Source organism: Desulfosoma caldarium (assembly GCF_003751385.1).
Lineage (GTDB): Bacteria > Desulfobacterota > Syntrophobacteria > Syntrophobacterales > DSM-9756 > Desulfosoma > Desulfosoma caldarium.
Genome location: NZ_RJVA01000010.1, coordinates 179654 through 202762, shown reverse-complemented (window position 1 = coordinate 202762; position 23109 = coordinate 179654). Strand labels below are relative to the sequence as shown.

At 57.6% G+C, this 23109-nt stretch carries 20 protein-coding genes; 16 read left to right on the top strand and 4 right to left on the bottom strand.

Annotated features, from left to right (window positions below; genetic code table 11):
* Window positions 1-97 precede the first annotated feature (97 nt).
* Both ilvA and EDC27_RS04070 read left to right on the top strand, forming a co-directional pair.
* A complete protein-coding gene (gene ilvA, locus EDC27_RS04075; RefSeq protein WP_123289340.1) occupies window positions 98-1354 on the top strand; it encodes a threonine ammonia-lyase in 1257 nt (418 codons plus the stop codon).
* Window positions 1351-3741: a spermine/spermidine synthase domain-containing protein gene (locus EDC27_RS04070; protein WP_123289339.1), complete on the top strand. Its 2391-nt coding sequence runs from the start codon at window positions 1351-1353 to the stop codon at window positions 3739-3741. The genes ilvA and EDC27_RS04070 overlap by 4 nt, the downstream gene beginning before the upstream one ends.
* On the opposite strand, the gene amrS is transcribed toward EDC27_RS04070, so the two are convergent.
* The 3 genes from amrS to EDC27_RS04055 form a co-directional block, all read right to left on the bottom strand.
* Window positions 3722-4882, bottom strand: coding sequence for an AmmeMemoRadiSam system radical SAM enzyme (amrS, locus tag EDC27_RS04065; RefSeq protein ID WP_123289338.1), 1161 nt, complete (start codon window positions 4880-4882; stop codon window positions 3722-3724). The two genes, EDC27_RS04070 and amrS, sit on opposite strands and share 20 nt — an antisense overlap.
* A 74-nt stretch (window positions 4883-4956) precedes the next feature.
* Window positions 4957-6456 (bottom strand): AmmeMemoRadiSam system protein B, encoded by a 1500-nt coding sequence (amrB, locus tag EDC27_RS04060; RefSeq protein ID WP_170161575.1) that lies wholly within the window; start codon window positions 6454-6456, stop codon window positions 4957-4959.
* A 41-nt stretch (window positions 6457-6497) separates the two neighbouring features.
* Entirely contained in the window at window positions 6498-7118 is a 621-nt protein-coding gene (locus EDC27_RS04055) for a cytidylate kinase-like family protein (protein ID WP_170161574.1), read from the bottom strand.
* A 243-nt stretch (window positions 7119-7361) separates the two neighbouring features.
* On the opposite strand from EDC27_RS04055, the gene ffh reads away from it, so the two are divergent.
* The 14 genes from ffh (at window position 7362) to EDC27_RS03985 (ending at window position 21763) form a co-directional block, all read left to right on the top strand.
* The gene (gene ffh, locus EDC27_RS04050) at window positions 7362-8711 is read left to right on the top strand and encodes a signal recognition particle protein (protein ID WP_123289335.1); all 1350 of its coding nucleotides are present in this window, start codon (window positions 7362-7364) and stop codon (window positions 8709-8711) included.
* A 92-nt stretch (window positions 8712-8803) separates the two neighbouring features.
* A complete protein-coding gene (rpsP, locus tag EDC27_RS04045) occupies window positions 8804-9064 on the top strand; it encodes a 30S ribosomal protein S16 (RefSeq protein WP_123289334.1) in 261 nt (86 codons plus the stop codon).
* Between the two features lie 43 nt (window positions 9065-9107).
* Complete coding sequence (locus EDC27_RS04040) at window positions 9108-9341, top strand: KH domain-containing protein (protein ID WP_123289333.1); 234 nt, start codon at window positions 9108-9110, stop codon at window positions 9339-9341.
* Window positions 9342-9346: 5 nt separating this feature from the next.
* On the top strand, window positions 9347-9868 hold the full coding sequence (rimM, locus tag EDC27_RS04035; protein WP_123289332.1) for a ribosome maturation factor RimM: 522 nt from the start codon (window positions 9347-9349) through the stop codon (window positions 9866-9868).
* Complete coding sequence (gene trmD, locus EDC27_RS04030) at window positions 9865-10599, top strand: tRNA (guanosine(37)-N1)-methyltransferase TrmD (RefSeq protein ID WP_123289331.1); 735 nt, start codon at window positions 9865-9867, stop codon at window positions 10597-10599. The genes rimM and trmD overlap by 4 nt, the downstream gene beginning before the upstream one ends.
* On the top strand, window positions 10596-11177 hold the full coding sequence (locus EDC27_RS04025; protein ID WP_123289330.1) for an RNA methyltransferase: 582 nt from the start codon (window positions 10596-10598) through the stop codon (window positions 11175-11177). The genes trmD and EDC27_RS04025 overlap by 4 nt, the downstream gene beginning before the upstream one ends.
* Window positions 11178-11321: 144 nt before the next feature.
* Complete coding sequence (rplS, locus tag EDC27_RS04020; RefSeq protein ID WP_123289329.1) at window positions 11322-11669, top strand: 50S ribosomal protein L19; 348 nt, start codon at window positions 11322-11324, stop codon at window positions 11667-11669.
* Window positions 11670-11735: 66 nt separating this feature from the next.
* Window positions 11736-12407, top strand: a complete 672-nt coding sequence (locus EDC27_RS04015; RefSeq protein WP_123289328.1) for a ribonuclease HII — start codon at window positions 11736-11738, stop codon at window positions 12405-12407.
* Window positions 12376-12750 carry a YraN family protein gene (locus EDC27_RS04010; RefSeq protein ID WP_123289327.1) on the top strand — a complete coding sequence of 125 codons (375 nt, stop codon included), beginning with the start codon at window positions 12376-12378 and terminating at the stop codon, window positions 12748-12750. Before EDC27_RS04015 ends, EDC27_RS04010 begins: the two co-directional genes overlap by 32 nt.
* A 6-nt stretch (window positions 12751-12756) precedes the next feature.
* A complete protein-coding gene (gene rsmI / locus EDC27_RS04005) occupies window positions 12757-13671 on the top strand; it encodes a 16S rRNA (cytidine(1402)-2'-O)-methyltransferase (protein ID WP_123289326.1) in 915 nt (304 codons plus the stop codon).
* Window positions 13668-16160 (top strand): DUF3536 domain-containing protein, encoded by a 2493-nt coding sequence (locus EDC27_RS04000; protein ID WP_123289325.1) that lies wholly within the window; start codon window positions 13668-13670, stop codon window positions 16158-16160. Before rsmI ends, EDC27_RS04000 begins: the two co-directional genes overlap by 4 nt.
* A 368-nt stretch (window positions 16161-16528) precedes the next feature.
* Window positions 16529-17674 carry an ABC transporter substrate-binding protein gene (locus EDC27_RS03995; RefSeq protein ID WP_170161572.1) on the top strand — a complete coding sequence of 382 codons (1146 nt, stop codon included), beginning with the start codon at window positions 16529-16531 and terminating at the stop codon, window positions 17672-17674.
* Entirely contained in the window at window positions 17671-20826 is a 3156-nt protein-coding gene (locus tag EDC27_RS03990) for a hybrid sensor histidine kinase/response regulator (protein ID WP_170161571.1), read from the top strand. The genes EDC27_RS03995 and EDC27_RS03990 overlap by 4 nt, the downstream gene beginning before the upstream one ends.
* A gap of 16 nt (window positions 20827-20842) precedes the next feature.
* Window positions 20843-21763: a diguanylate cyclase gene (locus EDC27_RS03985; RefSeq protein ID WP_123289322.1), complete on the top strand. Its 921-nt coding sequence runs from the start codon at window positions 20843-20845 to the stop codon at window positions 21761-21763.
* Window positions 21764-21824: 61 nt separating this feature from the next.
* Here EDC27_RS03985 and EDC27_RS03980 read toward each other — a convergent pair whose 3' ends face one another.
* The gene (locus tag EDC27_RS03980; RefSeq protein WP_123289321.1) at window positions 21825-23000 is read right to left on the bottom strand and encodes a PD-(D/E)XK nuclease family protein; all 1176 of its coding nucleotides are present in this window, start codon (window positions 22998-23000) and stop codon (window positions 21825-21827) included.
* Between the last annotated feature and the right edge of the window lie 109 nt (window positions 23001-23109).

Below are 23109 nucleotides of genomic sequence, written 5' to 3'. Positions count from 1 at the left end.
CCTCGTCCAATGGCGTTGCAGGGACCTATCACACGATGAAACCGAAAATGAGGGGAAAAAGATGTTTTCGAACCCCCAGCTGGAAAGGAGCTGAGCCATGGGGATCCGCCTGGATGCTATTCAGCGAGCGGCTCAGATGCTGCGCGGTCGCATTCTCAGAACGCCTCTGGTGTATTCGCCCACTTTCAGTCGCCTCTTTGATGCCGAGGTGTATTTGAAGCTGGAGAATTTGCAAAAAACAGGATCCTTTAAAATCCGTGGTGCAACCTACAAAATCTTGCTGCGCCGCGAGAATCTTGGACCGCAGGGTGTCGTGGCGGCATCCGCGGGAAATCATGCTCAAGGGGTCGCCTTGGCGGCACGCCACGCCGGTGTGCCGGCTCTGATCGTGATGCCCGAATGGGCGTCACTCACCAAACAGGAAGCCACGCGGTCTTATGGAGGTCGTGTTCTGCTTCATGGCCGCACGCTGGCGGAGAGCCTGGAAAAGGCCAAAGAATTTTGTGAACAAGGCTATACTTTCATACACCCCTATGACGATCCCGACATCATCGCGGGCCAGGGGACCATCGGTTTGGAAATTCTGGAGGATTGTCCCGACGCTCATGCCATTTTGGTTCCCATCGGCGGCGGAGGACTCATCGCCGGCATGGCATCCGCGGTCAAGGCTGTGCGACCCGCAACGGAAATCATCGGTGTGCAAGCCGAGGTGTGCCCTTCGGCCTGGCAAGCCCTGCGCGAAGGTCGTGTGCTGCGCGTCGAAGGAAGCCAATCCATCGCCGACGGCATCACGGTCAAGGAATTGGGGCATGAGCCCTTTGAAACGATTCGCAACAGCGTCTCTCGGGTGGTCTTGGTGGATGAGGAACACATTGCCGAAGCCATCCTGCTGCTTCTGGAAAGGAAGAAGGTGTTGGCCGAAGGGGCCGGCGCCGTGCCTTTGGGGGCGCTGCTCATGGGCCGTTTCCAATGGCCTTCGGGGGCAAAGATCGTTCTGGTGGTGAGCGGTGGCAACGTGGATAGCCCTCTTCTGGGGCGTATTTTGACCAAGGGGCTGGTCAAAGGCGGGCGCATGGCGCGCCTGACGGTGGAATTGCCGGACGTGCCCGGAGCCCTTGCCGGATTACTTGCGGTTATCGCGTCCGAAGGCGCCAACGTGCTGCATATTGCTCACAATCGTCACGTGCCGCATCTGCCCATTCACGTCACCTTGGTGACTTTGGAACTGGAAACAAGAGGTTTTGCGCACGCCGAATCCCTGCTCTCCGCGGTGCGCTCTGCAGGTTACACCCTGGTGTCCTCGTCGCCGACTAAAGGCAACCACTTTCCAGCCGCCCTTGTGGCAAAGCCATGACCGGCGTCAAGATTCGCCATATTTTTCACCAAACGCCCTTTATCGTAGTGTCCATGGTGGCGGAAGGTTGTGCCGCCACGGCAACCCAAGTCTTGGTGCTGCGGGAATGTATGGCGATCTTTTATGGCAGTGAATTGACCGTCGGGGTGGTGCTGTTCTTTTGGATGGTCTGGACCGGCTTGGGAAGCTTTGTGGGAGGGCGCCTGTCGAGCCGCCTGTTCCGCGACAAGCTCCATCGTTCGAATCTTCTGGGCCTTCTCGTTTCGCTCTACGGCGTGCTGATTCCCGCCACCGTCCTATGGATACGAGCCTCCCGGGCGCTCTACGGATTGCGGCTCGGTGAGATGGTTTCCTTTGATCGCATGGTGCTCATCACGGCCCTTTTGACGGCTCCCGTGTGCGGCCTTTTCGGCGTATTTTTCGGAACAGCCTGGGCTCTTTACGCCTCGACCGGCAATGAGGGCCGACATCCCGCTACCTTTTGCCTGTATGCTTTTGAAAGCCTCGGAGCCGCCCTTGGAGGGGTGTGGCTCTACGTCTTTTTGTTTTTTTGCGGCCCACTCCTGTATGGGGCCGTCTTTCTCGGGGCGGCGCTCACGACGTTGGGGGTTGGCGCTTTGATGGCCGGCCGCGAGCGAAACCCGCTATGGAGGTTTCTGGTGACCTTGACAGTGGCCGCTGCCGTGGGCGGCTTGGGGCTTTTGGAAGATTCCAGCCGCCGATGGCAGTGGGGTTCTCACGTGGTGGCCGTGAAAGACACCCCGTACCGCAATTTGGTCCTTCGACGGGACGGACTCCAGGAATCCATCATGGCCGACGGCGTGTGGCTCTTTTCCTATCCCGACCCGCAGAGCGCCGAAGAGGCCGTGCACTTGACCTTGCTTCAGCATTCGTGGCCGCAGCGGGTCCTGATTCTGGGGGCGGTGAGTCCTGAAGATCTCGTGGAAGCGACCCGGTATGCCTCTGTCAAGCGCATCGATGTGGTGGATCCGGACATGACGGTTGAAATTTTTGTTCGGTTAAGAAGGGAACATTCTAAAAAAAAACCTGAGGGAGAAAACCTCCCGGAGGCACGATCCCATGACCCGCATTGGGTTTTGGACGGCTCGGGGGACCATCGTCTTCAGGGCGAAGGCCTTCGCGTGAGTGTGCTCAAGGCAGATGTTCGCCGCTATGTGGAAACGACCAGCACGGCATACGATGTGGTGTTTCTGAATGTGGGAGACCCTCTTTCGCTTGGCGCCAATCGATTTTTCACAAGGGAATTCTTTCAATCGCTCACAAGGGTTTTGGCCCCGGGTGGGATCGTGAGTTTTCATGTTTCGGGAGCCGAAGACATGCTCGGGGCCGCTCAGGCTGCCTACTTTCGTGCCACGATGCTCACCTTTCAATCGGTTTTTCCTCAGTGGGTTATTTATCCAGGCGCGCGCCTTCGAGTGCTGGGCTCCTTGCAAACCGGTGTTCTGACGGAGGACTTTAAGGTTTTGTCCGACCGCGCCCAAGCGCACCGCATGAGTCCGGTTTATGTGCGTCCGGATCGTCTGGAAAACCTATTGGACCCAATGCGGTTGGCGTACTTTAGATCCCTGGCGGCTTCAGAAAAGACGACGCGCTGGAACCGCGACCTGGACCCCGTGGGCTTTCTTGCCGCCTCCGTCTTGTGGGCGACACCGTTTTTTCCCGACTTGAACAAGCTCGTGGAACCCTTGTTCCGGTCCCCCATTTCACTGAAGGCGGGATTTGTTGGCGTGTGCGTCGTGACCTTGGTCTTTGGGGGCATGGCGCTGCTGCGCCGCTCTTTCATGGCCCTGACTGCGGTGGCCGTGGCCGTCGGCAGCATGGGGGCCGCCCAGATGGCTTTTCAGATCCTGCTTCTGTTTCTTTATCAGATTGCGGCCGGAGCCCTCTACGCCCACCTGACCGTGCTGGTCACTGCATGCATGGCCGGCCTTTCTACAGGAGCTTTTCTCGTGCACCGTTATCAAAAGGCACGGGAAAGGGTGGTCTGGCCCTTTTTCTTGGTGCACGGCCTGGCTGCCGTCGCTTTGAGCATTTATGCGTGGGTTTCGCCCGAATTTCTGGCGCTGAGTCAGCTCTGGCCCCAGTGGCTGGTTCTTTCGGTGTACGCCGTCCTGGCGTGCTTGGGAGGCATAGCGGGCGGAGCTCATTTTGCCTTGGGCTGCCTGGTGGCCGAAAGGGTGGGGGTTGCTAGAAGCGCTGAGGGTGGTTTTCTCTACGGCGCCGACATGCTTGGGGCCGCCGTGGCCGCGGCCGCGACGCCGCTCTTTCTTCTGCCGGCTTTTGGGGCGCAGGCCGTTTTTCAGCTTTACGCTTTTTTGCTCTTTCTTGTTCTTGGCCTCACCGTGATCATCCTTCGATGGGTTTGAGAGGATTGGTCCAAAGGCCCGGAAGGCTGGTACCGCATTGAGTGCAGTGTCCTTGGTCAAAGGCTCGCAGGCGAACGGCGTAACCGGTTCTTTCGATGACCACCGTGCCACATTTGGGGCAGTAGGTGTGTTCGCCGGGATGACCGGGCACATTGCCAAGGTAGACGTAGCGCAATCCTTCTCGCATGGCGATGTCCCTAGCCCTTTCAAGGGTGGCCACGGGAGTGGGTGGCAGGCTTTGCAGCTTGTACCTGGGATAAAACCGACTGAAATGCACAGGCGTGTCTTCACCCAGAGCGTTCAGAACCCAACGGCTCAGGTCCCTAAGCTCTTTTTCCGAATCGTTGCGGCCGGGCACCAAAAGGGTCACCAATTCTGTATGGACCTTATGATGCTTGAGTTCTTTGAGGGTTCTTAGGACGGGTTCCAAAGAACCTTCGGTCATGTCCCGATAGTAATCGTCCCGGATGGATTTGAGGTCGATGCAGGCGGCGTGCAGGTATGGTATGAGATCGTTCAGGGGCTTGGAATTGACGAAGCCGTTGGAATGCATGACATTGAGAATTCCCGCTTGAGAAGCCTGCACTCCAATGTCTTTCATATATTCGAGAAAGATGGTGGGCTCCACGTACGTGGAAGCAATGGAATCGCATCGAGACTGCAAGGCCAGAGCCACCACGTCTTTTGGAGCCAGGGCTGCGTTCAGTGTGTTTTCGGGACGCGCCTGAGAAATCTCCCAGTTCTGGCAAAACTTGCAATCCAGGTTGCATCCGGCCGTGGCCAGAGAAAAGGATCGAGTTCCCGGAAGCACATGGAAAAAAGGCTTCTTTTCCACGGGATCCACATGGACGGCACACGGGTTGCCATAGACGAGTGAATAATAGACTCCGTCTCGATTTTCCCGCACCTCGCAGTAGCCTCTTTCCCCAGGGTCCACTTCGCATTCTCGAGGGCAGAGCGTGCATCGAATGCGGCCGTCTCCCAAGGGCGTGAAATAGGGCGACGCCTTGGGCTGCATGAAACCCTTTTGAAAGGAAAGGGCCGAAGCCCGAGAAGGCCTTTGAAGGGCCTCGGTGCACCACAAGAGCGCCGCCCATGCGGTGCCTCGAAGGAGGGTGCTACAAAAGGTTCGACGGTCCATGTTCGGTACCTTTCAAGAATCCGATCCACGTTGACGGCCAAAGGCGCCGCGGCCGCGGCAGTGGAAAACCCCCGCTACTTTTCATGGATGACTTCGGCCGTGAACACAAAAAGTTCCGTCCCCGAATCTTTCCAGGCTTCGGAGGATAACCCGGCTTTTCGGCACGTTTGCCGAAGAAAAGTTTCCCGATCCCAGCCTTGTTCCACAGGAACCTGGGGAAGCAAAAGACCGGCCTGCGTGTCCCTGCGAATGTAGAGCCCATGGGTTCCCACCTGAACCTGCAATGGATCCCGAAGCGGCACCAGGGGGGACAGTACGGAGATTTCCAGCTGCACGTCTTTCCATTCGTCGGGAGTCATGGAGGGAAAGCGCGGATCATGAAAGGCGGCGGCCAAGGCCATGCGTGCAACGGTGTGCGCCAGGGGCCATCGCGCCTCGATTTGGCCGATGCATCCTCTCAGTTGCCCACGGCGTTTCAACGTAACAAAGGCTCCACGAGGTTCCTGCAAAGCCGGGGGCAGTTTTGAAAGATCGATATTTGGTGGATTTTTGCCAAAGAGTTTGGCTTCCAGGGTTTCTCGAGCCAGAGCCATCAGCATGGCTTTTTCTTTCACCCCCAGTGCAGGAGGCGATGGCGTCATAGACCCCTGAGCGGGGGATTGAGCCTGGTGGGCGGCGTCGTGCCATAGGGCCGCGGCGGCATAGCCCACAACCCGGCTCTTTTCCCCGGTCACATCGGCAGACGTGGCGTAACGCAAAAGGCTTACCTTTTTGGCGCCCATTTTCTGGGCGTAGAGCATAAGTGTGACCAGAGGGGCAGCCCCGCACGCTTCACACATTCCAGACCGCAAATCTTGCCAGAGTTCCCGCGCTTGCATGTGCCGAAGGTGTTCTAGGACCCGCGCGTCCATGCGCCGAGCCTCTTCGTCGGTGTGTTCGTGGGATAGGTCGGTGCTGGCCACCACGAGGAACCGAAAAGATGTGGACAGGTCACGAAGCGCTTGCGCGAGCCGTTCACACGTCTCCCAGGAGGGGTACCCAAAGACGAGAGGGACCAGGCGAAAGAAAGGGAGCACCGCCTGCAGAAAGGGCAGCTGAATTTCCACAGCATGTTCCCTGGCGTGTGCCGGGGGATAGTCGTGAACGTCGGGGCACCTTTTTTGAATCGCCTTGATGAGGTCGGCATGCACAGGCACGTGCCCTAATGGCGTGGCCATGGAGCCCTCGCGAAACACGGACACACCCTCAAAGCCCACGCGGTGGCTTGGAGCCAACACGACGACGGCATCCACGGGGTGTTCTTGCACCACACGATAGGCGTAGGCGGCCACGGGTCCGCTGTACATGAGGCCGGCATGGGGTGCCACGATGCCGAGCAGGTGGGCGTCTGGAGGCACATTTTCGGCAAGGCGGGCTCGTTGTAAATACGCGTCAATGGTGGAACGCAGTTCCTTGGCGTCGGCGGGATACCAGGTGCCCGCGAGAATAGGGCGCCGAACGGTTTCTTGCGACCAAGCCGGCACCGGCTTCCAGCCCGGAAAGCCCAGGAGAAAACCAACAGCGAGCCCAATCAAGGCTCGCCTTGTGAGGCACCGTGCTCCAAACGACCTTGGGTTCAGGAGGCAGTGGTGTTCTCGATCCATTGGGCCACCCACTCCACGGCGTCGTCCAGAGGAATGCGGCTGAGGTTCAAAACCGCATGATACAAATGGGCATCATCCCAGGCTCGGTTGAAATAGTGCTCCACGTATTCTGCCGATTCCCTTTCTTCCCGCTCGATGAGGTCTCGAGCCGAACGCTCATCCATTTCCATGTTGTCGCAAAGCCAGCGAATGCGGTCTTCCAGGGTCTTGACCACGCGCAGATGAATGGCTTTGGGATGATCGGCGAGAATGCACTGCGCTCCCCAGCCGAAAATGATGACGTTGTCTTCGGCGGCTGCCTTTTGCACCAGCTTCACGGTCACGTCGTGATAGCTCTTGTCATCCAGCCGGCCGTAGGAGCGGTCGACCACCTTTTGCACAACGCTGGAGGTGTAGCGGTCGATGAGGCGCAGCAGCTTGGATTCCCGCTCCTTGTGAAAGCTTTGGGCTTCGCTGGGGGAAATGCGCAGTTTCTTGGCCGCCTCGGCTACGATCTGTCGGTCGAGTATGCTGTAGCCCAAACGGTCTGCCAGCTTTTTGGCAAATTCCTCGCTCTGGGAAGCGTATTCCTTACTGATGGTGATCACCGCCATGGCCGACCTCCTGTCCTCCACGTGTGGATGAAACGCTGTCGATGCCTTTCGCAGAACGCGCATTGTCGCCGTGTACCCGTCCTTGGGACGCTTTTCATGGGCCACGCTTAGGAATGGTCAGACGAGGTTTAAATCTTCTAGATTTCTCGTTTCTTGACACAAACACAGTTAGAATATAGCATGCTCGAGTATTGGAAAAAAGCGAAGAAATCCGCAGTTCAAGCCGCAGAAACGGATGCGACCATGTTTGACAGCCTGAGCACCAAATTGCAAAAGGTTTTTCGCCACCTCAAGGGCTACGGCAAACTCACGGAACAAAACATTCAAGATGCCCTGCGGGAAGTACGCCTTGCCCTTTTGGAAGCGGATGTGCACTACAAGGTGGCCAAGGATTTTATTGCCAAGGTTGCCGAAAGGGCCGTGGGACAGGAGGTCATGCGAAGCCTCACACCCGGCCAGCAGGTCATCAAGATTGTCCATGAATCCCTCACCGAGCTCATGGGCGGCACCGCCATGCCCTTGGATCTGTCCGGCAAGCCGCCTCAAGGGATCATGCTGGTGGGACTCCAGGGTTCGGGAAAAACCACCACGGCGGGAAAGCTGGCCAGGCACCTGTCCAAAAGCGGGCGCAAACCCTGCCTCATTCCCGCCGACGTGTATCGTCCCGCAGCCATCGATCAGCTCATTACCTTGGGTCGCCAGTTGAACATTCCCGTCTATGCGGCGTCCTCTCGAGACAAGCCCGAAGAGATTGCCGCATCGGCCGCGGCTTTTGCCAAAGAAAGCCAAAGTGACGTGATGCTCGTGGACACAGCCGGCCGACTGCACATTGATACGGAGCTCATGGATGAGCTCAAGCGCCTTAAAAACATTCTGCACCCCAAGGAAATCCTCTTAGTCGCCGACGCCATGACCGGCCAGGACGCGGTGCAGGTGGCCGGAGCCTTTCATGACGCCGTGGGATTGACCGGCGTCATCCTCACTAAGCTGGACGGCGATGCTCGAGGTGGTGCGGCCTTGTCTATCAAGGCCGTGACCGGCTGTCCCATCAAGTTCGTGGGGGTTGGCGAAAAGCTGGACGCTTTAGAAGTTTTTCATCCCGACCGCATGAGTTCCCGAATTCTTGGGATGGGCGATGTGCTGAGCATCATTGAAAAAGCCCAGGAAGCCTTTGACGAAAAAGAGGCGTTGGATTTGGCGCGAAAGTTTCAAGACAACTCTTTTAGCCTCGATGATTTTCGTCGGCAGCTACGCCAGATCAAGAAGCTGGGTTCCCTGGAGTCCATTCTCAAGATGCTTCCCGGCATGGGCATGCTCAAGGAACTCAAGAAGATGCAGATTGACGAAAAGGCTCTGGTGCGCACGGAGGCCATCATCAATTCCATGACCAAGGAGGAGCGTCGCGACGCCTCCATCATCAACGCGAGCCGCAAACGGCGCATCGCCATGGGCAGCGGCACCAGTGTTCAGGAAGTGAACCAGTTGTTGCGCAGCTATGAGGATGCTCGGCGCATGATGAGGCAGGTGATGGGGGGCGGCAAGCCGGCAAAGAAGGTCAAGAAAAAGAAAGTGAAGGCATTTTTCTCTTTGTGAGCCGAGCCTTCTGGTGTATAGGGCAAGAATTTGTTTTGAGCCCGTGTGGGCCATGAGGTAAAGTGACGAAAAACAGGAGGTAGAAGACCATTATGCCGGTTCGTATTCGTTTAGCTCGTCGGGGCAGGAAAAAGAAACCCTTTTATTCCATTGTGGTGGCCCATTCGGAAGCCCCTCGTGATGGTCGGTTCATTGAGCGCGTTGGAACCTACAATCCCTTGACCCAACCGGAAACGGTCACCTTCAATACGGAGCGTCTGCGCTATTGGCTCGAACAGGGTGTGGAACCCACGAGGACGGTCATGAGCCTTATTCGCAAGCATGCGAATCTTGGAGCGACACAGGCGTCCTGAGGGGCCTGAGGATAGGCGGTGCTGAGAAAACGGAGGGTGGACCATGCTGAAGGAACTCATTGAGTACATGGCGCGGGCGTTAGTGGATAATCCTGAACACGTGCGCGTTTCGGAAATCGAAGGGGAACAAACCTCCGTCATCGAATTGCGAGTAGCCAAGGAAGATTTGGGCAAAGTCATCGGCAAGCAAGGTCGCACGGCCCGCGCCATGCGGACGATTCTCAGTGCCGCGTCCACAAAGATTCGAAAACGGGCGGTTTTAGAAATCATCGAATAGGTCGTATGAGCGGTCAGCGCTGGGTCGCCGTAGGACAGATCGTGAAGACGCATGGAATTCGCGGCGCCCTTGTGATCGCTCCCTATGGCGAAACGCTGAGTCGACGCCAATGTGGCCAATGGCTCTTTGTGCAAGCCCCTACGAGCGGGGTTCCTCGGCCGCTGCGTCTCGTGGAAAAGAGGCCCTTGGAGGGGAAATGGCTGGTTCGCTTAGAAGGCGTGGAAGACGTTGAGGCGGCTCGGTGCTTCGTGGGACTGGAAGTGGGGGTTCCAGAGGAAGATCTGGCGCCGCTCGAGGCTGGCGAGTACTACCACCACCAACTGATGGGTTTGCGGGTGCTCACACCAGATGGAGTGGTTTTGGGCCGAGTGGTGGGCATCCTCGAAACCCGAGCCCACGATCTCTATGTGGTGGAGACGGATTCGGGCCGTGAGGCTTTGGTGCCCGCCGTAGCGGAGATCGTCCACGCCATCGACGTGTCCCGAGGGGTCATGGTGGTGGATCCCCCTGAAGGTTTATTCGAATGATCTTTGACATCCTGACCATTTTTCCCGGCATGTTCGAGGGCGGGCCGCTTGGGGAGAGTATTGTGGGCAAGGCGCGGGCGAGAGGACTTGTGACCGTTCGCGTGCACAACCTGAGGGATTATGCCACGGACCGGCATCAGATGACCGATGACCGACCTTTCGGCGGGGGCGAAGGGATGGTCATGAAGCCCGAACCCATCGTGCGCGCTCTGGAAGCCATCGCGGCTCAGGGCCCGCCGGCTCATGTGGTGCTGCTGACGCCCCAGGGCGCCCTTTTTGACCAAGCCGCCGCTCGCCGATACAGCCTCTTGGAACGCCTGGTGCTGGTGTGTGGCCGTTATGAAGGCGTGGATGAACGGGTGGGGCAGTATTTCGTGGATGAGGAGGTGTCCATTGGGGATTTTATCCTCACGGGAGGCGAACTGGCTGCCATGGTGGTGATTGACGCCGTGTCCCGACTGCTTCCCGGTGTTCTGGGCAACGAAGCCTCCGCAGAGGCGGAGTCCTTTCGAGAACCCGTCTTGGAATATCCCCAGTACACCAGGCCTCAGGAATTTCGAGGGCTCAAGGTGCCGGAGGTACTCTTGTCCGGGGATCACCGTCGTATAGCCCGCTGGCGCCGTAAACAAGCTCTTTTGAGAACGCGGCAAAGACGACCGGATCTGTTTGCGCGACTGCAGCTGACGGAACAGGACCTGGCACTGCTGCGCGAAGGGGATGACGCTTCATGAGCGACCCCAAGACGGTTAAGGGTCCGGCGCTTTACCTGGCTTTGGTGCATGCCCCGGTGATCAATCGGCGCGGGGAAGAAATTGTCGCCGCCGTGACCAATCTGGATTTGCACGACCTGGCCCGGCTCGCCTGTACCTATGAACTTCCGGCCTGTTACGTGGTCACGCCGCTCAAGGATCAGCAGAAATTGGTGCATCGGCTGATCCATCACTGGCTGCACGGGATTGGAGGCCAACTGCATCCGGACCGAGAACGCGCCCTTCGGCGACTTCGTGTCGCGTCCACCTTGGAAGAGGCCATCGCCCATGTGGAAGAGGAACAGGGGCGGCCGCCGTTTCTCTGGGCCACGTCGGCTCGTGGAAGCGGAACGGATGTGGAGCCTTCGGAAGCTCGACTGATTTTGGAAGCCACCGGCCGACCCGGCATGATGGTGCTTGGAACGGGATGGGGGTTGTCCGGAAAAGTCTGGAGGCTCTGCCATGGAACGTTGCGCCCGGTGGAAGGTCGAGGGGATTACAACCATATTTCGGTGCGATGTGCCGCGGCCATTCTGCTGGATCGATTTTTCAGGAAATAGAGGCCCTCGGTATTTTGGTGTTTGCGTGTGAGGCCTTTTTGGAGTATGTAAGCCATCCGCAGTTGGCGGCGTGACGCCGACGCACGGTGCAACGACCTGCGTCAAATATGGATCGGCAATGGGGTAGACGATTGGAGGACGGTAATGGGGTTGAATGTGATTCAGAGTCTTGAGCGCGACTATATGCGCGTGGATATTCCGCAGTTTCGCGTGGGCGACACGGTGAAGGTGCACGTCAAGATTCGAGAAGGCGACAAGGAACGCATTCAGGTCTTTGAAGGTGTGGTCATTCGTCGGCATCGAGGCGGCTTGGGAGAGACCTTTACGGTGCGCAAGGTGTCTTACGGCATCGGCGTGGAGCGAATCTTTCCCATTCATTCGCCGAGGATCGATAAGATTGAGGTGGTGCGCAAGGGCCGCGTACGCCGCTCCCGGCTTTACTACCTGAGGGAACGTTTGGGCAAGGCGGCTCGAATCAAGGAACGGCGGTAACCGTTTTCAAGCGCGCAAACCTCAGTCCGCACGTTTTCATAAGCGGCTGCCCCGGATAGTTCGCGCATGCAAAGGACTTTGTTTGAAACCCCGCCGGTGGATGGGCTTGCTTTTGATTTCAAATTTCGCCGGCGGGGTTTTCGTCTTTTGGCCGGCGTGGACGAAGTGGGGCGCGGACCACTGGCCGGCCCAGTGGTGGCCGCTGCGGTCATTCTTCCCGAAGGAATGGATCTTCCCGGCGTGGTGGATTCCAAACGAGTGCCGCCCGCCCGCCGTGAAGAATTGGCCAAAACGATTAGGCAAGCGGCCGTTTCGGTCGGTGTGGGCTTGGTCGATGCCGAAGAAATCGACCGGACCAATATCTTGCGAGCCTCCTTGAAGGCCATGGTTCGGGCCATTCGCAGTTTGGACGTCACTCCCGATTTTGTACTCATCGACGGTCCCTACACTTTGCCCCTTTCCATTCCCCAACGAAGCATCATTAAAGGGGATGCTCTCAGCCTCAGCATCGCGGCGGCATCCATTGTCGCTAAGGTGCATCGCGATCAACTCATGCTGACCTACCACGAACAATATCCCTTCTATGGATTTGCTCGTCACAAGGGCTATCCCACGCGGGAACATCTGAGAGCGCTTCGGCGATTCGGACCATGTCCCATTCATCGGCGATCGTTTCACGGCGTGTGTTGTGCCGAGGATGCCGCCTATGGACCACCAACGGGTTCGAACCGGCCGTGACAGTGAGACGCTGGCTTCGGCATATCTTCAAGAGCACGGCCTGGAAATCCTCGAAAGAAACGTGCGCTGCCCTTTAGGCGAAGTGGATCTTGTGGCTCGGGACGGAGGGACGTATGTTTTTGTGGAAATCCGTTCCCATCGAAGCGCTCGCTGGGGTATGGCAGAAGAATCCATCAGCGGAACCAAGAAAAAGCGCGTGGTGCGCGTGGCCCTGTGGTATCTGAAATGCCGGGGTTTGATGGGCGTGCCGGTGCGCTTTGATGTGGTGGCCGTGCAGTGGTATGGCGAACACGCGCGAATTCGGTGGATTCCCGGAGCGTTTGATGCGCAGGGGCTGGGGTGATGGGCCATGAATCGTCAGGTGAAGGAAAAAACGGGAACTTTGGCGAACCATGGCGCGGGAACCCTGTACGTGGTGGCGACGCCCATCGGAAACCTTCAGGACATCACCCTGAGGGCCCTGGAAGTTTTGCGCTCCGTGGACCATGTGGTGGCTGAAGACACGCGGCATACGCGGAAGCTCTTGAGCGCGCATCAGATTCGCGTGCCGCTGCTCAGTTGCCATGCCCACACATCGGCAGAAGGGCTGTCGAGGATTGTGTCTCTTTTGAAAAAAGGGGCTCAGGTGGCCCTGGTGACGGACGCCGGCACACCGGGCATTTCAGATCCCGGCGTGGCCCTGATTCAGGAAACGCTGCGTCACGACCTTCAAGTGATCCCGATTCCTGGGCCTTGTGCGGCCATTGCGGCCTTGATCGTCTCCGGACTGGATTCCCAGCCCTTTGCCTTTCTGGGCTTTCCTCCGTCAAGGGGCGCGCATCGCACGCAGTTCTTTGTGAAGTATGCGAACCTATCCATGACGCGAGTTCTCTACGAGTCGCCCCGGCGCTTGGTGCGCACCCTAGAGGATATTCTGGATCAGTGGGGAGATCTTCGCGTGGCCGTTGCTCGAGAACTCACCAAGGTGCACGAGGAAGTGTTTCGAGGAACCGTTTCCCAGGCCCTGGATGTTTACAGGGAAGGCACTCGAGGTGAAGTGACGCTGGTGGTGGAAGGCGCGCCTGTAGCATCGAATGGCGAGGTACTGCAGGACGCCTCATGGAAACATGCGCTTGAGGCCTACCTGGACCACGGCGATTCGGTCAAAAATGCCGTGGAAAAGGTGCAAAAAATCTACCGGGTTCGTCGCCGGGATGCGTATCAGGCGGCCTTGCACCTAAGCCGCCGGAAAAATGAAGAACCAGGTGAAGGAGGATTTTCATGACGGCAAAGCCTCAGGATGGGTGGCGAGGTGTCTGCCTACATGGCCATTTCTATCAACCGCCTCGAGAAAACCCATGGCTGAACGCCGTGCCGCGAGAACCCAGTGCCGATCCCGACCATGACTGGAACCGTCGCATCACCAACGAATGCTACCGTCCCAACGCGGCCGCTCGCATCATGGACCACGAAAACCGCATACTGGCTCTGCGCAACAATTACGAATGGCTGAGCTTTGATTTCGGCCCCACATTGATGGCCTGGTTGGAGAGGCAGGATCCCTGGGTGATGCAAAGGCTTCTCGAAGCGGACCGGCGCAGCGCTAAGCGCTTGGGCGGCTGGGGAAACGCTCTGGCTCAAGCCTATCATCACATCATTTTGCCTTTGGCCAACCGACGTGACAAGGAAACCCAAATTGCCTGGGGGATTGCCGAATTTCGTCACCGCTACGGCCGAAATCCCGACGGGTTGTGGCTTCCGGAAACGGCCGTGGACCATGAAACCCTGGCGGTGCTGGCGGATGCCGGCATACGGTTCACCATCCTGGCCCCCCATCAAGCGGCCCGATGGCGTTTCATGGAAGGGGAATCCACGGTGTGGCGAGACGTCCGAGACGGCTCCATTCCTTATGGGCGGGCGTACCGATATCGGTGCACCAACGGCAAGTGGCTGTATCTGTTCTTTTATAACGACAAGATTGCCCGTGGCATTGCCTTTGAACGCCTTCTGGAACATAGTTCATGGCTTCTCGCGGCGCTTCGTGGGGCGTTTGCCGACTCGCAAGCCTTGCCGGGGGAGCCGTGGCTGGTTCATGCAGCCACCGACGGCGAATCCTACGGACATCATTTCAAGTTTGGGGACATGGCCTTGGCCGCAGCCTTTGATGTCCTGGAAAAGGATTCCACCACCGAAGTGGTGAATTATGCGGCCTTTTTGGATCGGTTTCCCGTCAGGGCCGAGGTGGAGATCGTGTCGGAGACGGCGTGGAGTTGCGCCCACGGTGTGGGACGATGGCGCATGGATTGCGGTTGCCACAGCGGCGCCCATCCCGATTGGCACCAGAAGTGGCGCGAGCCCCTGAGGGAAGCTCTGGATACGGTTCGGGACGCTCTGGCCCTTCATTTTGAAAAGGAAGCGGCCACAAAGCTTCGGGATCCGTGGGCCGCGCGAAACGACTATATCCACATTCTTCTCAAGGGCGCTGCGGAAAAGGAGTCTTTCTTTCAAAGACATCAGATCAAACCCCTGGAGCCCGAGGACAGACGGCAGGTGCTTGAGTTGATGGAAATGCAACGGGAAGCCATGGCCATGTACACGTCCTGCGGATGGTTCTTTGACGACGTCAGCGGCGTAGAAACTCAGATCATTCTTGCCCATGCCTGTCGCGCCATGGAACTGGCGCGCCTTACCGGGGCTTCCCCTCTGGAAGACATCTTCTTGAAGGTCCTAGAAAAGGCGCCCAGCAATCTTCCTGAAATAGGGCATGGAGCCAACGTGTACAACCGACTGGTGGTGCCGAAACGGGTGTCGCCTGGGATCGTCTGCGCCGGAGCGGCCATGGAAGCGCTGGCCCTGAAAAGGCCTTCCAGGAAGCGCCTTCATGTGTTTGTCTTTCGGCCGCTGCTGGAGCGCTTTCTTTGTGAGTATCCCATGCCGTGCCAGGTGGGCATTATGGACGTGGAAGATGAGCGAACAGAAAGGACAACGCGATGTGCTTACGCGGCCGTGCTTTTAGGTGGGTTGGATGTGCGGGTTTCCGTGAAACCCGTGAAAGACGAAACGGCCTTTGACCCCTTGGTTCAAAACCTGCAATCATCCGCCGTGGAAGGGGTGGCCTCTTTGCTGCGCTGCGTGGATGAAATGCCGGAGGCCGAAGCGTATTCCCTCAAAGACGTTCCCGAAGATGTACGCATGGGCATCGCCTACAAACTGGCCGAGGATCATCTGGATTTTTACACAGAATTTCAAAAGCGGTTTTTCAATGCGCATCAATCGCTTCTGTGGTCCCTGCGCGAATGGGGCATCCCCTTACCTGCAGACATCAAGGACTCCGTGCGCCGAATCGTAGAGCGGCAGATTCTCGATGTCCTGGAGCCGGTGCTTACCGAAGAAGATACCAGTGAAGCCCATTTTCGCGAAAATGGAGCCGAAGGGACCTTTCGACGCCAAACCTTTTTGGGTCGCCTGGAATTCCTCCACAGGTCCCTGGCCTCTTGGGGGGTGCCCCAGGATCTGCCCGAGGTGCACCGCGCCTTGACGAAGGCCGTGCGCACGGAATTGCGCCGCATTCTGAAAGCCCGTGGCATAGCTTTGGAAAAACTATGTCTTCTGGTGGACATTGCCCAAGCCCTGCGCATGGGATTTAAGGATTGGTGGATTCCGACCCTATGGTGGGACCTCAGCCGGGGCTTGCACCAAGAGCATCTAGGCGCCGATCAACGATCGTGCCTGCGCACTTTGGACGCCCTGAGCTCCTGTACCTTTCTATCCTGATCGAAACATCGGCTCTCCGCGGCGTTCCAGCCCCTGATTTTGACGGCTGCGCCTGCTGAGGGTGCGATGGCCCTTGCCCCATGTTCCTGAACGAACCGTCTTTCTCCGTGCCCCAGGACCAGGAGCGTGAGAACGTGGCCCTTTGACCGGACTATCGCGGCGACGCTCTGTCCGGGAGCGCGTGTGCATCGAGCGCTTGAAACGGTGTCCATGGGAATTTCCTCTCGGCCCTGTCGGGCAAAAAATTTTAAAGCTTTGTGGAGAAGTCGCCGATTGCCAAAACAGTTCATGGCGAAAAAACATAGGAAGTTGATGGAGGAATGCGAGGTTTTGGCGTGCCTGAAGCCTCTGGAAAGGCAACGCGACGCATGAGGTCCATGAAAAGCATGGGAATTCTCCTGTGTTTTCTGGTCTCATGGGGACCCCTCAAGGGCTGCTCTTTCAAGGATCCGGTGCGCGTGGGTTTTGTCGGTCCTTTGACGGGGCGGTTTTCGGACCTTGGAATTCATGGGCGCAACGGCGCCATGCTCGCCGTGGAAGCCGTCAACGCCTCGGGAGGCGTGCAGGGAAGGTCCCTGGAACTCATTCTTGCCAACGATCAGGGCACTGTTTCGGGCGCCTTGGCCTCGGTCCAGCGGCTGCTGTCGCAAGGTCTTCGCGTTTTTCTTGGGCCCATGACCAGTACCCAGGTTTTGGCAGTACTTCCGACCCTGGAGCAGGCCAATGCCGTGTGCCTCAGCCCCACGGCGTCTTCCCAAGTTCTGGATGATCGAGCCGATGCTCTGTTTCGCATGGCCCCTTCGGACGCCGTCCAGGTGGAAGCCCTGGCCAAGCATATTCTGTTGAACCGGCATGCGCGCACCGTGGTCATTGTCTGGGATGCGGACAATGAAGCCTTTGCCAGAGCGTATGCGGAGGGTTTTGCCGAGGCTTTTCGCCGAAGAGGGGGCATTGTGCTGGCGCAGCACGCGTTTCGATCTTCCAGGCCCAGCGTATGGAAACCGATGCTTCAGCCCCTAGAGCATGCCGGCTCTGAGGCGATTCTGGTGGTTGCCTCCGCCAAGGACACCGCTTACCTGTGCCAGTGGTTGGCCAAGAAAGGCATCAGGGCGGCCGTGTTCACCTCATTTTGGGCCCGATCGCCAGAACTCGTGGTCTACGGCGGGCGCACGGTGGAAGGCGTGGAGCTGGTGAGCGCTGTGAATGTGGATCCTGAAACGTCTTCTTTGCAGATGAAAGACTTCGTCAAAGCCTATCGGCATCGGTTCGGCAAAGACCCGAACCACGCTGCCGTCTTCAGTTACGAAGCCGTGCTGCTCCTGAGAGGCGCTCTGGAGCGCTCCCTATCCGGTCACCTTCCTTTGCCCACGGCTCTGACTCAAGTTCACGACATCGTTGGACCAACCGGACCGTTGCGTCTGACCCCTTTTGGAGATCGTCATCTTCCATGTGTGATGGAAAGGGTTGCTCAAGGGCGTTTTCACGTGCTGTCTCACATTGGAGAGACTCGATGAAAAGTGCACCTTTGGCCTCAGTGGTGCGATCCCACATGGGACCCAAGATTTTTGCCTTGGGTTTCACGGCAGTGTTCTTGGGCACTTTGCTTGTGGGCTATCAGCAAATCCAGACGGTGCGCAACCATCACCGTCAGGTGATTCGCCCTTTGATGACGTCCCTTCAGTGGTACGTCCATCATGCTTCATCGACGCTGCACATCTTGGCTTCCACAGATGTGTGGGCCACCGAGGGTCGCCCGTCGATTCTTGAAAAGATCCATCAGGCCGTGCCGTATTTTGATCGCTTGATCGTTACCGACGGCCAAGGCATCGTGCTCGCCAGTTATCCTTCCGGTGTTGAAGGCATGGATTTTTCGGGGTTTCTACCGACTTTGCTCAAGGATCCTGGGAAGCTCGAGGCGGTTTCCGACCCGTATGTGTCTCAGGAAACAGGAAAAGTCACGGTTTCCCTCGCCGTGAGGCACGGCTCTTTGGGCTTTGTGATGGGCGAACTGAATCTTTCGAAGATACAAACCTACGTGGAATCCTTGTTGGATGGGGCGGGTGCGGGGAACATCGCCTTTGTCGTAGACGGCTACGGAAATCTTTTGGCGCACCCGAATCACGATCTGGTGTCTCAGCAGATCAATCTGGGGCATGTTTCGGTGGTGAATCGGGTGATCTCGGACAGAAAAACCCACGCGGCTCTGGTCACACTGGATTCCTCGTGGCATATGGCCACGGCGGCCTTCATGGCCGAACGTGGTTGGATTTTTTGTGTGGCCACGCCGCTGTGGCGTTTCCTGAGCCCGGTGGCTCAGGCATCGGGGTTGGCCGTGGCCTTATTGTGTCTTTCCACGGCCGTCGTCATGGCGCTCGCCCGAAGGCAGGTGGAACGGGTTGTTGGAACACCTCTGGAGCGCTTTTCTCGAGCCTTGGCGTACGTGGCCGATGGTCATGTGGATGCCGTAGACCGATTGGAACCGTGCGGTGTGGCCGAACTGGACCGCGTGGTGGGTGCCATGAAGCAAATGGCGGATACGGTGGCGGCTCGGGAACACGAGGTACGCCTCACACTGGAAGCTTTGGAAAAGAGCAACAAAGAGCTGGAAGAAGCCATCACGCAGGCGAACCGCCTTGCGCTGGAAGCGGAAGTGGCCAACCAAGCCAAGAGCCTCTTTCTCGCCAACATGAGCCATGAAATCCGAACGCCAATGAACGGCATTCTGGGCATGAACCGGTTGCTACAAGACACGCCTCTGACCCCCCTGCAGAGGGACTACGTGGACATCATTCAAAAAAGTGGCGAAGCTTTGCTCTCCCTGCTCAACGATATTTTGGATTTTTCCAAGATCGAAGCGGGCAAAATGGAACTGGAGCACGTGGATTTTGATCTTCGAGACACCGTGGAAGGGGTGGCGGAAACCTTGGCGATTAAGGCGCATGAAAAAGGGCTGGAATTGGCCTGCCTGGTGGATGCCGCCGTGCCCCGTTACCTTCGAGGAGACGCGGCCAGGCTGCGCCAAATCCTGCTGAACCTGGTGGGCAACGCGCTCAAATTCACCGAGAAAGGAGAAGTTGTTCTCAGCGTAACGCGAACGGAGAGCGAACCCCAGCAGGGCAAGGTGTCGCTGCGGTTCGCTGTTCGAGATACGGGAATCGGCATTCCCAAAGATCGAATCGAGGCGATCTTTCAGTCCTTCTCCCAGGCGGATGCCTCCATCACGCGAAAATACGGTGGCACGGGCCTGGGACTGACCATTTCTAAAAAGCTCGTGGAAATGATGGGCGGGGTCATGGGCGTGGACAGCGAAGTAGGAAAAGGATCCACGTTCTGGTTCACGGCTGTGCTGGAAGTGGGCGAGAGGGCCGCGGAGGAAGAAAAGCTTCGAATCGACGAAGCGGTGCTGCAGCGCGTGCAAAGCACGCGTGTTTTGGTGGTGGATGACAATGCCACCAACCGGTTTGTTGTCAGCGAAATGCTTCGAGTGTGGGGCTATGGCTATGATGAAGCGGCCGATGGTCCGACGGCGTTGGAAAAGCTTCGAGCGGCTCACAGAAATGGCATGCCTTTTGACATTGTCGTTCTGGACATGCAAATGCCTGAAATGGACGGGGAGATGGTGGTGCGACATATGCGCGCCGATTCGGACCTTTCTCGCACCCCATGCGTCCTGCTCACGTCCGTGGTCACACCGGCCATGGGGGAGCGAGTCAAGACAGAGGACCTGTTTCGGGCAGTCCTGACCAAGCCTGTCCGGTACTCCAAGCTTTACAACGCGCTCTTGGCATGTCTCGATCTGGCCCAAGTGGTTCAATCCCAGGTGCGAGGGGTGACGTGTTTAAGTCTGGACAAAGACGCGCCAGCCCTTCGCGTGCTTTTGGCGGAAGACAATCCGGTCAATCAGAAGGTCGCCGCAGGGTGTCTGGGCAAATTGGGGTGTACTGTTGATGTGGTGAGCAACGGCCAGGAAGCCCTTGAAGCGCTTCGTCAGCAGACCTACGACTTGGTGTTCATGGATGTGCAAATGCCTGTCCTGGATGGACTGGAAGCGACGCGCATGATTCGAAAGGGTCTGGCCAGGGTTAAGAATCCCCGCGTCCCCATCATAGCCATGACGGCCCACGCCCTTCCGGGCGACCGGCAGATGTGCCTCCAGGCGGGCATGGATGATTATGTTCCCAAACCCCTTCGCCTGGAAGATCTGCAGGGAGCCATTGAACGACAGATGCACCGAGCCGAACGTGACGCCCAGGTGCACGAGGAAGCTGCCGCTTGCACGTCGCCATCTGCTGGACTGGCTGCAGCAGATCAAGACGTCTTTCATTGGGACGAACTGGTGGACCGCCTTGGAGGGGACATGGATCTGTCGTGGGAAATCCTTTCGGAATTCGTGGCGGAACTTCCACAGCGCCTCAAAGAAATCGACGAGGCTTTGGAAAAAGGTGATATAGCCGAGACGAAACGGCTGGCTCACAGCCTCAAGGGAGCGGCCGCCAATATCTCGGCCCATCGCCTCAGCGAAGCGGCGCGGGCTTTGGAACAGGCCGCAGCCCCTGAAAATCCTGTCGACCTTTTGCCATTGTGTGCCGTGGTCAAGGAGCAGGCCGATCGATTAACCATGGCGGTCTGTGATGTGGGGGCGCCGTCGGACGCCGTAAGTTTTTGACCGGGGGAAAAAGGCGATGAAGGTTTTAGTAGCGGACGACGATACCACGACACGTAAAATGGTGGCTGCTATGCTCACCAAATGGGGCTATGAGGTGGTGACGGCAGCGTCGGGAGACGCGGCGTGGAATGTCCTTCAGGGCGAGGATTCACCGAGGCTGGCCGTATTGGATTGGATCATGCCCGGCATGGATGGGGTGGACATCTGCCGCAAGGTCCGGGAAGAGGTGCCCACGGACCGCTACCTCTACATGATTCTCCTGACGGCCAAAACGAGCCGAAAGGAGATCGTTTCCGGCCTGGAAGCCGGCGCTGACGACTACATGATCAAACCCTTTGATCCCAGTGAACTTCAGGTGCGTGTCGGCATCGGGCGCCGCATCATTGCCCTTCACGAAGAATTGGTGGCTGCCCGTGAGGCTTTGCGAATTCAGGCCACCCGCGATCCATTGACGGGAACGTATAACCGAGGTGCGGCATACCAGAGGCTCGTGGAAGAGCTGGATCGAGCGGTAAGGGCAAACCAGCCCTTGAGTCTCCTCATGATGGATATCGACCACTTCAAAAAGATCAACGACACCTACGGGCACCTCGTGGGCGATCATGTACTGAAAGAAACGGTGGCGCGCATGCGGAGTGTGATTCGTTCTTACGATGTGGTGGGTCGTTTTGGTGGAGAGGAATTTCTTGTGGTGCTTCCCCACGCCGACACGGGCATTGCCGTGAACGTGGCCGAAAGGATTCGGGCGGCCGTCTCCCGTCACCCCATCGTTGATGGCCAGGTTGCCGTCTCTGTGACGCTGAGCGCCGGCGTGGCCACGGCCCATGGGCCCACGGTTCCGGACGCGCTCATTCAATCTGCCGATGAGGCCCTCTATCTCGCCAAACGCACAGGTCGAAACCGCGTGTGCGCCGCCAGCGCTCGCTGTGCGGCCTGAAGTGATGGCTGAGCCAAGGGGTTTACAGAGAAAAGTTCAGGGCAGCTCCCCGGCTGCAAGATTATTCGCTCGGCTTACCGGGCTTCACATCGTTGGCGTAACTGTAGACCTCGATGCCCAGTCTCTGGGCCACCTGTCTGGCCCGGTCGTCTACCATGGGTGAGATGACGAGTTTGCGTGAGGCTTTCCGCTGGTGGCGCTTCTCATAAAAACGCACCTTTCTTTCAAAGGCATACATGTCCGATTTGCTCATGGAAGACTTGATTTCGCAAAGAATCAACACGTCGTCATGAACAACGACATCCAGCTCCACCTGGTCGGGGTGTTCGAAAACCTCTCCTCTCTCATCGTATTCGGTCACGCTGCGCACCTGGACGCCGAAAGATTTCTCCAAGATGGCCCTGAGCCCATTTCGAAAGGAAGCTTCCGAGGTTAATCCCCACCGAGCTCCCAGAGCACCGATGCTGCTTTCATGCTTTTGTGCCTGAGCTTTCAGGGTTTCCAAGATCTCGTTGATGGTCTTCTGGTTGGTGTCCCATTTACGGTTCTGCTCTTCCCACCTGCGGTTTTGTTCATCCCACATGCGAGCCTGCTCTTCCCACCTGCGGTTTTGCTCATCCCACATGCGGGCCTGCTCTTCCCACCTGCGGTTTTGTTCATCCCATTTTCGATTTTGTTCTTCCCACTTGCGGTTCAGTTCCCGGTTTTGTTCTTCCCACCTACGGTTTTGCTCCTCCCACATGCGAGCCTGTTCTTCCCACCTGCGGTTTTGTTCTTCCCACTTGCGATTCAGTTCCCGGTTTTGTTCTTCCCACCTACGGTTTTGCTCCTCCCACATGCGAGCCTGCTCTTCCCACCTGCGGTTTTGTTCATCCCACATGCGAGCCTGCTCTTCCCATCTGCGGTTTTGTTCATTCCATTTTCGATTTTGTTCTTCCCACTTGCGATTCAGTTCCCGGTTGTGTTCTTCCCACCTACGGTTTTGTTCTTCCCACTTGCGGTTCAGTTCCCGGTTTTGTTCTTCCCATCTGCGGTTTTGCTCATCCCATTTGCGTGCATTTTCCTCCCGATCCCGGCGCAATTCTTCCAGCAGCCGATCAAAACGGCTCTCTGTCTCCTCTTTGTCTGCGTACTGGTCTCGCGTGAGTCGAAGCACCCAATCCCGCACCTCGGGATGGCGTTGCAGAATTCCCGGAAGCTCGCGACGGATCAGCTCGATGATCGGCTCGTTTTCCATCTCTTGTCCTTCCTAGCGGTTGCCCAGTGACCTTTCGAACCGACTGCCTCAAGGTCAAACCGAAGCGCAGCCTCTTGTTCCAAAGTCACTAAAAGGATAATTGTATTTT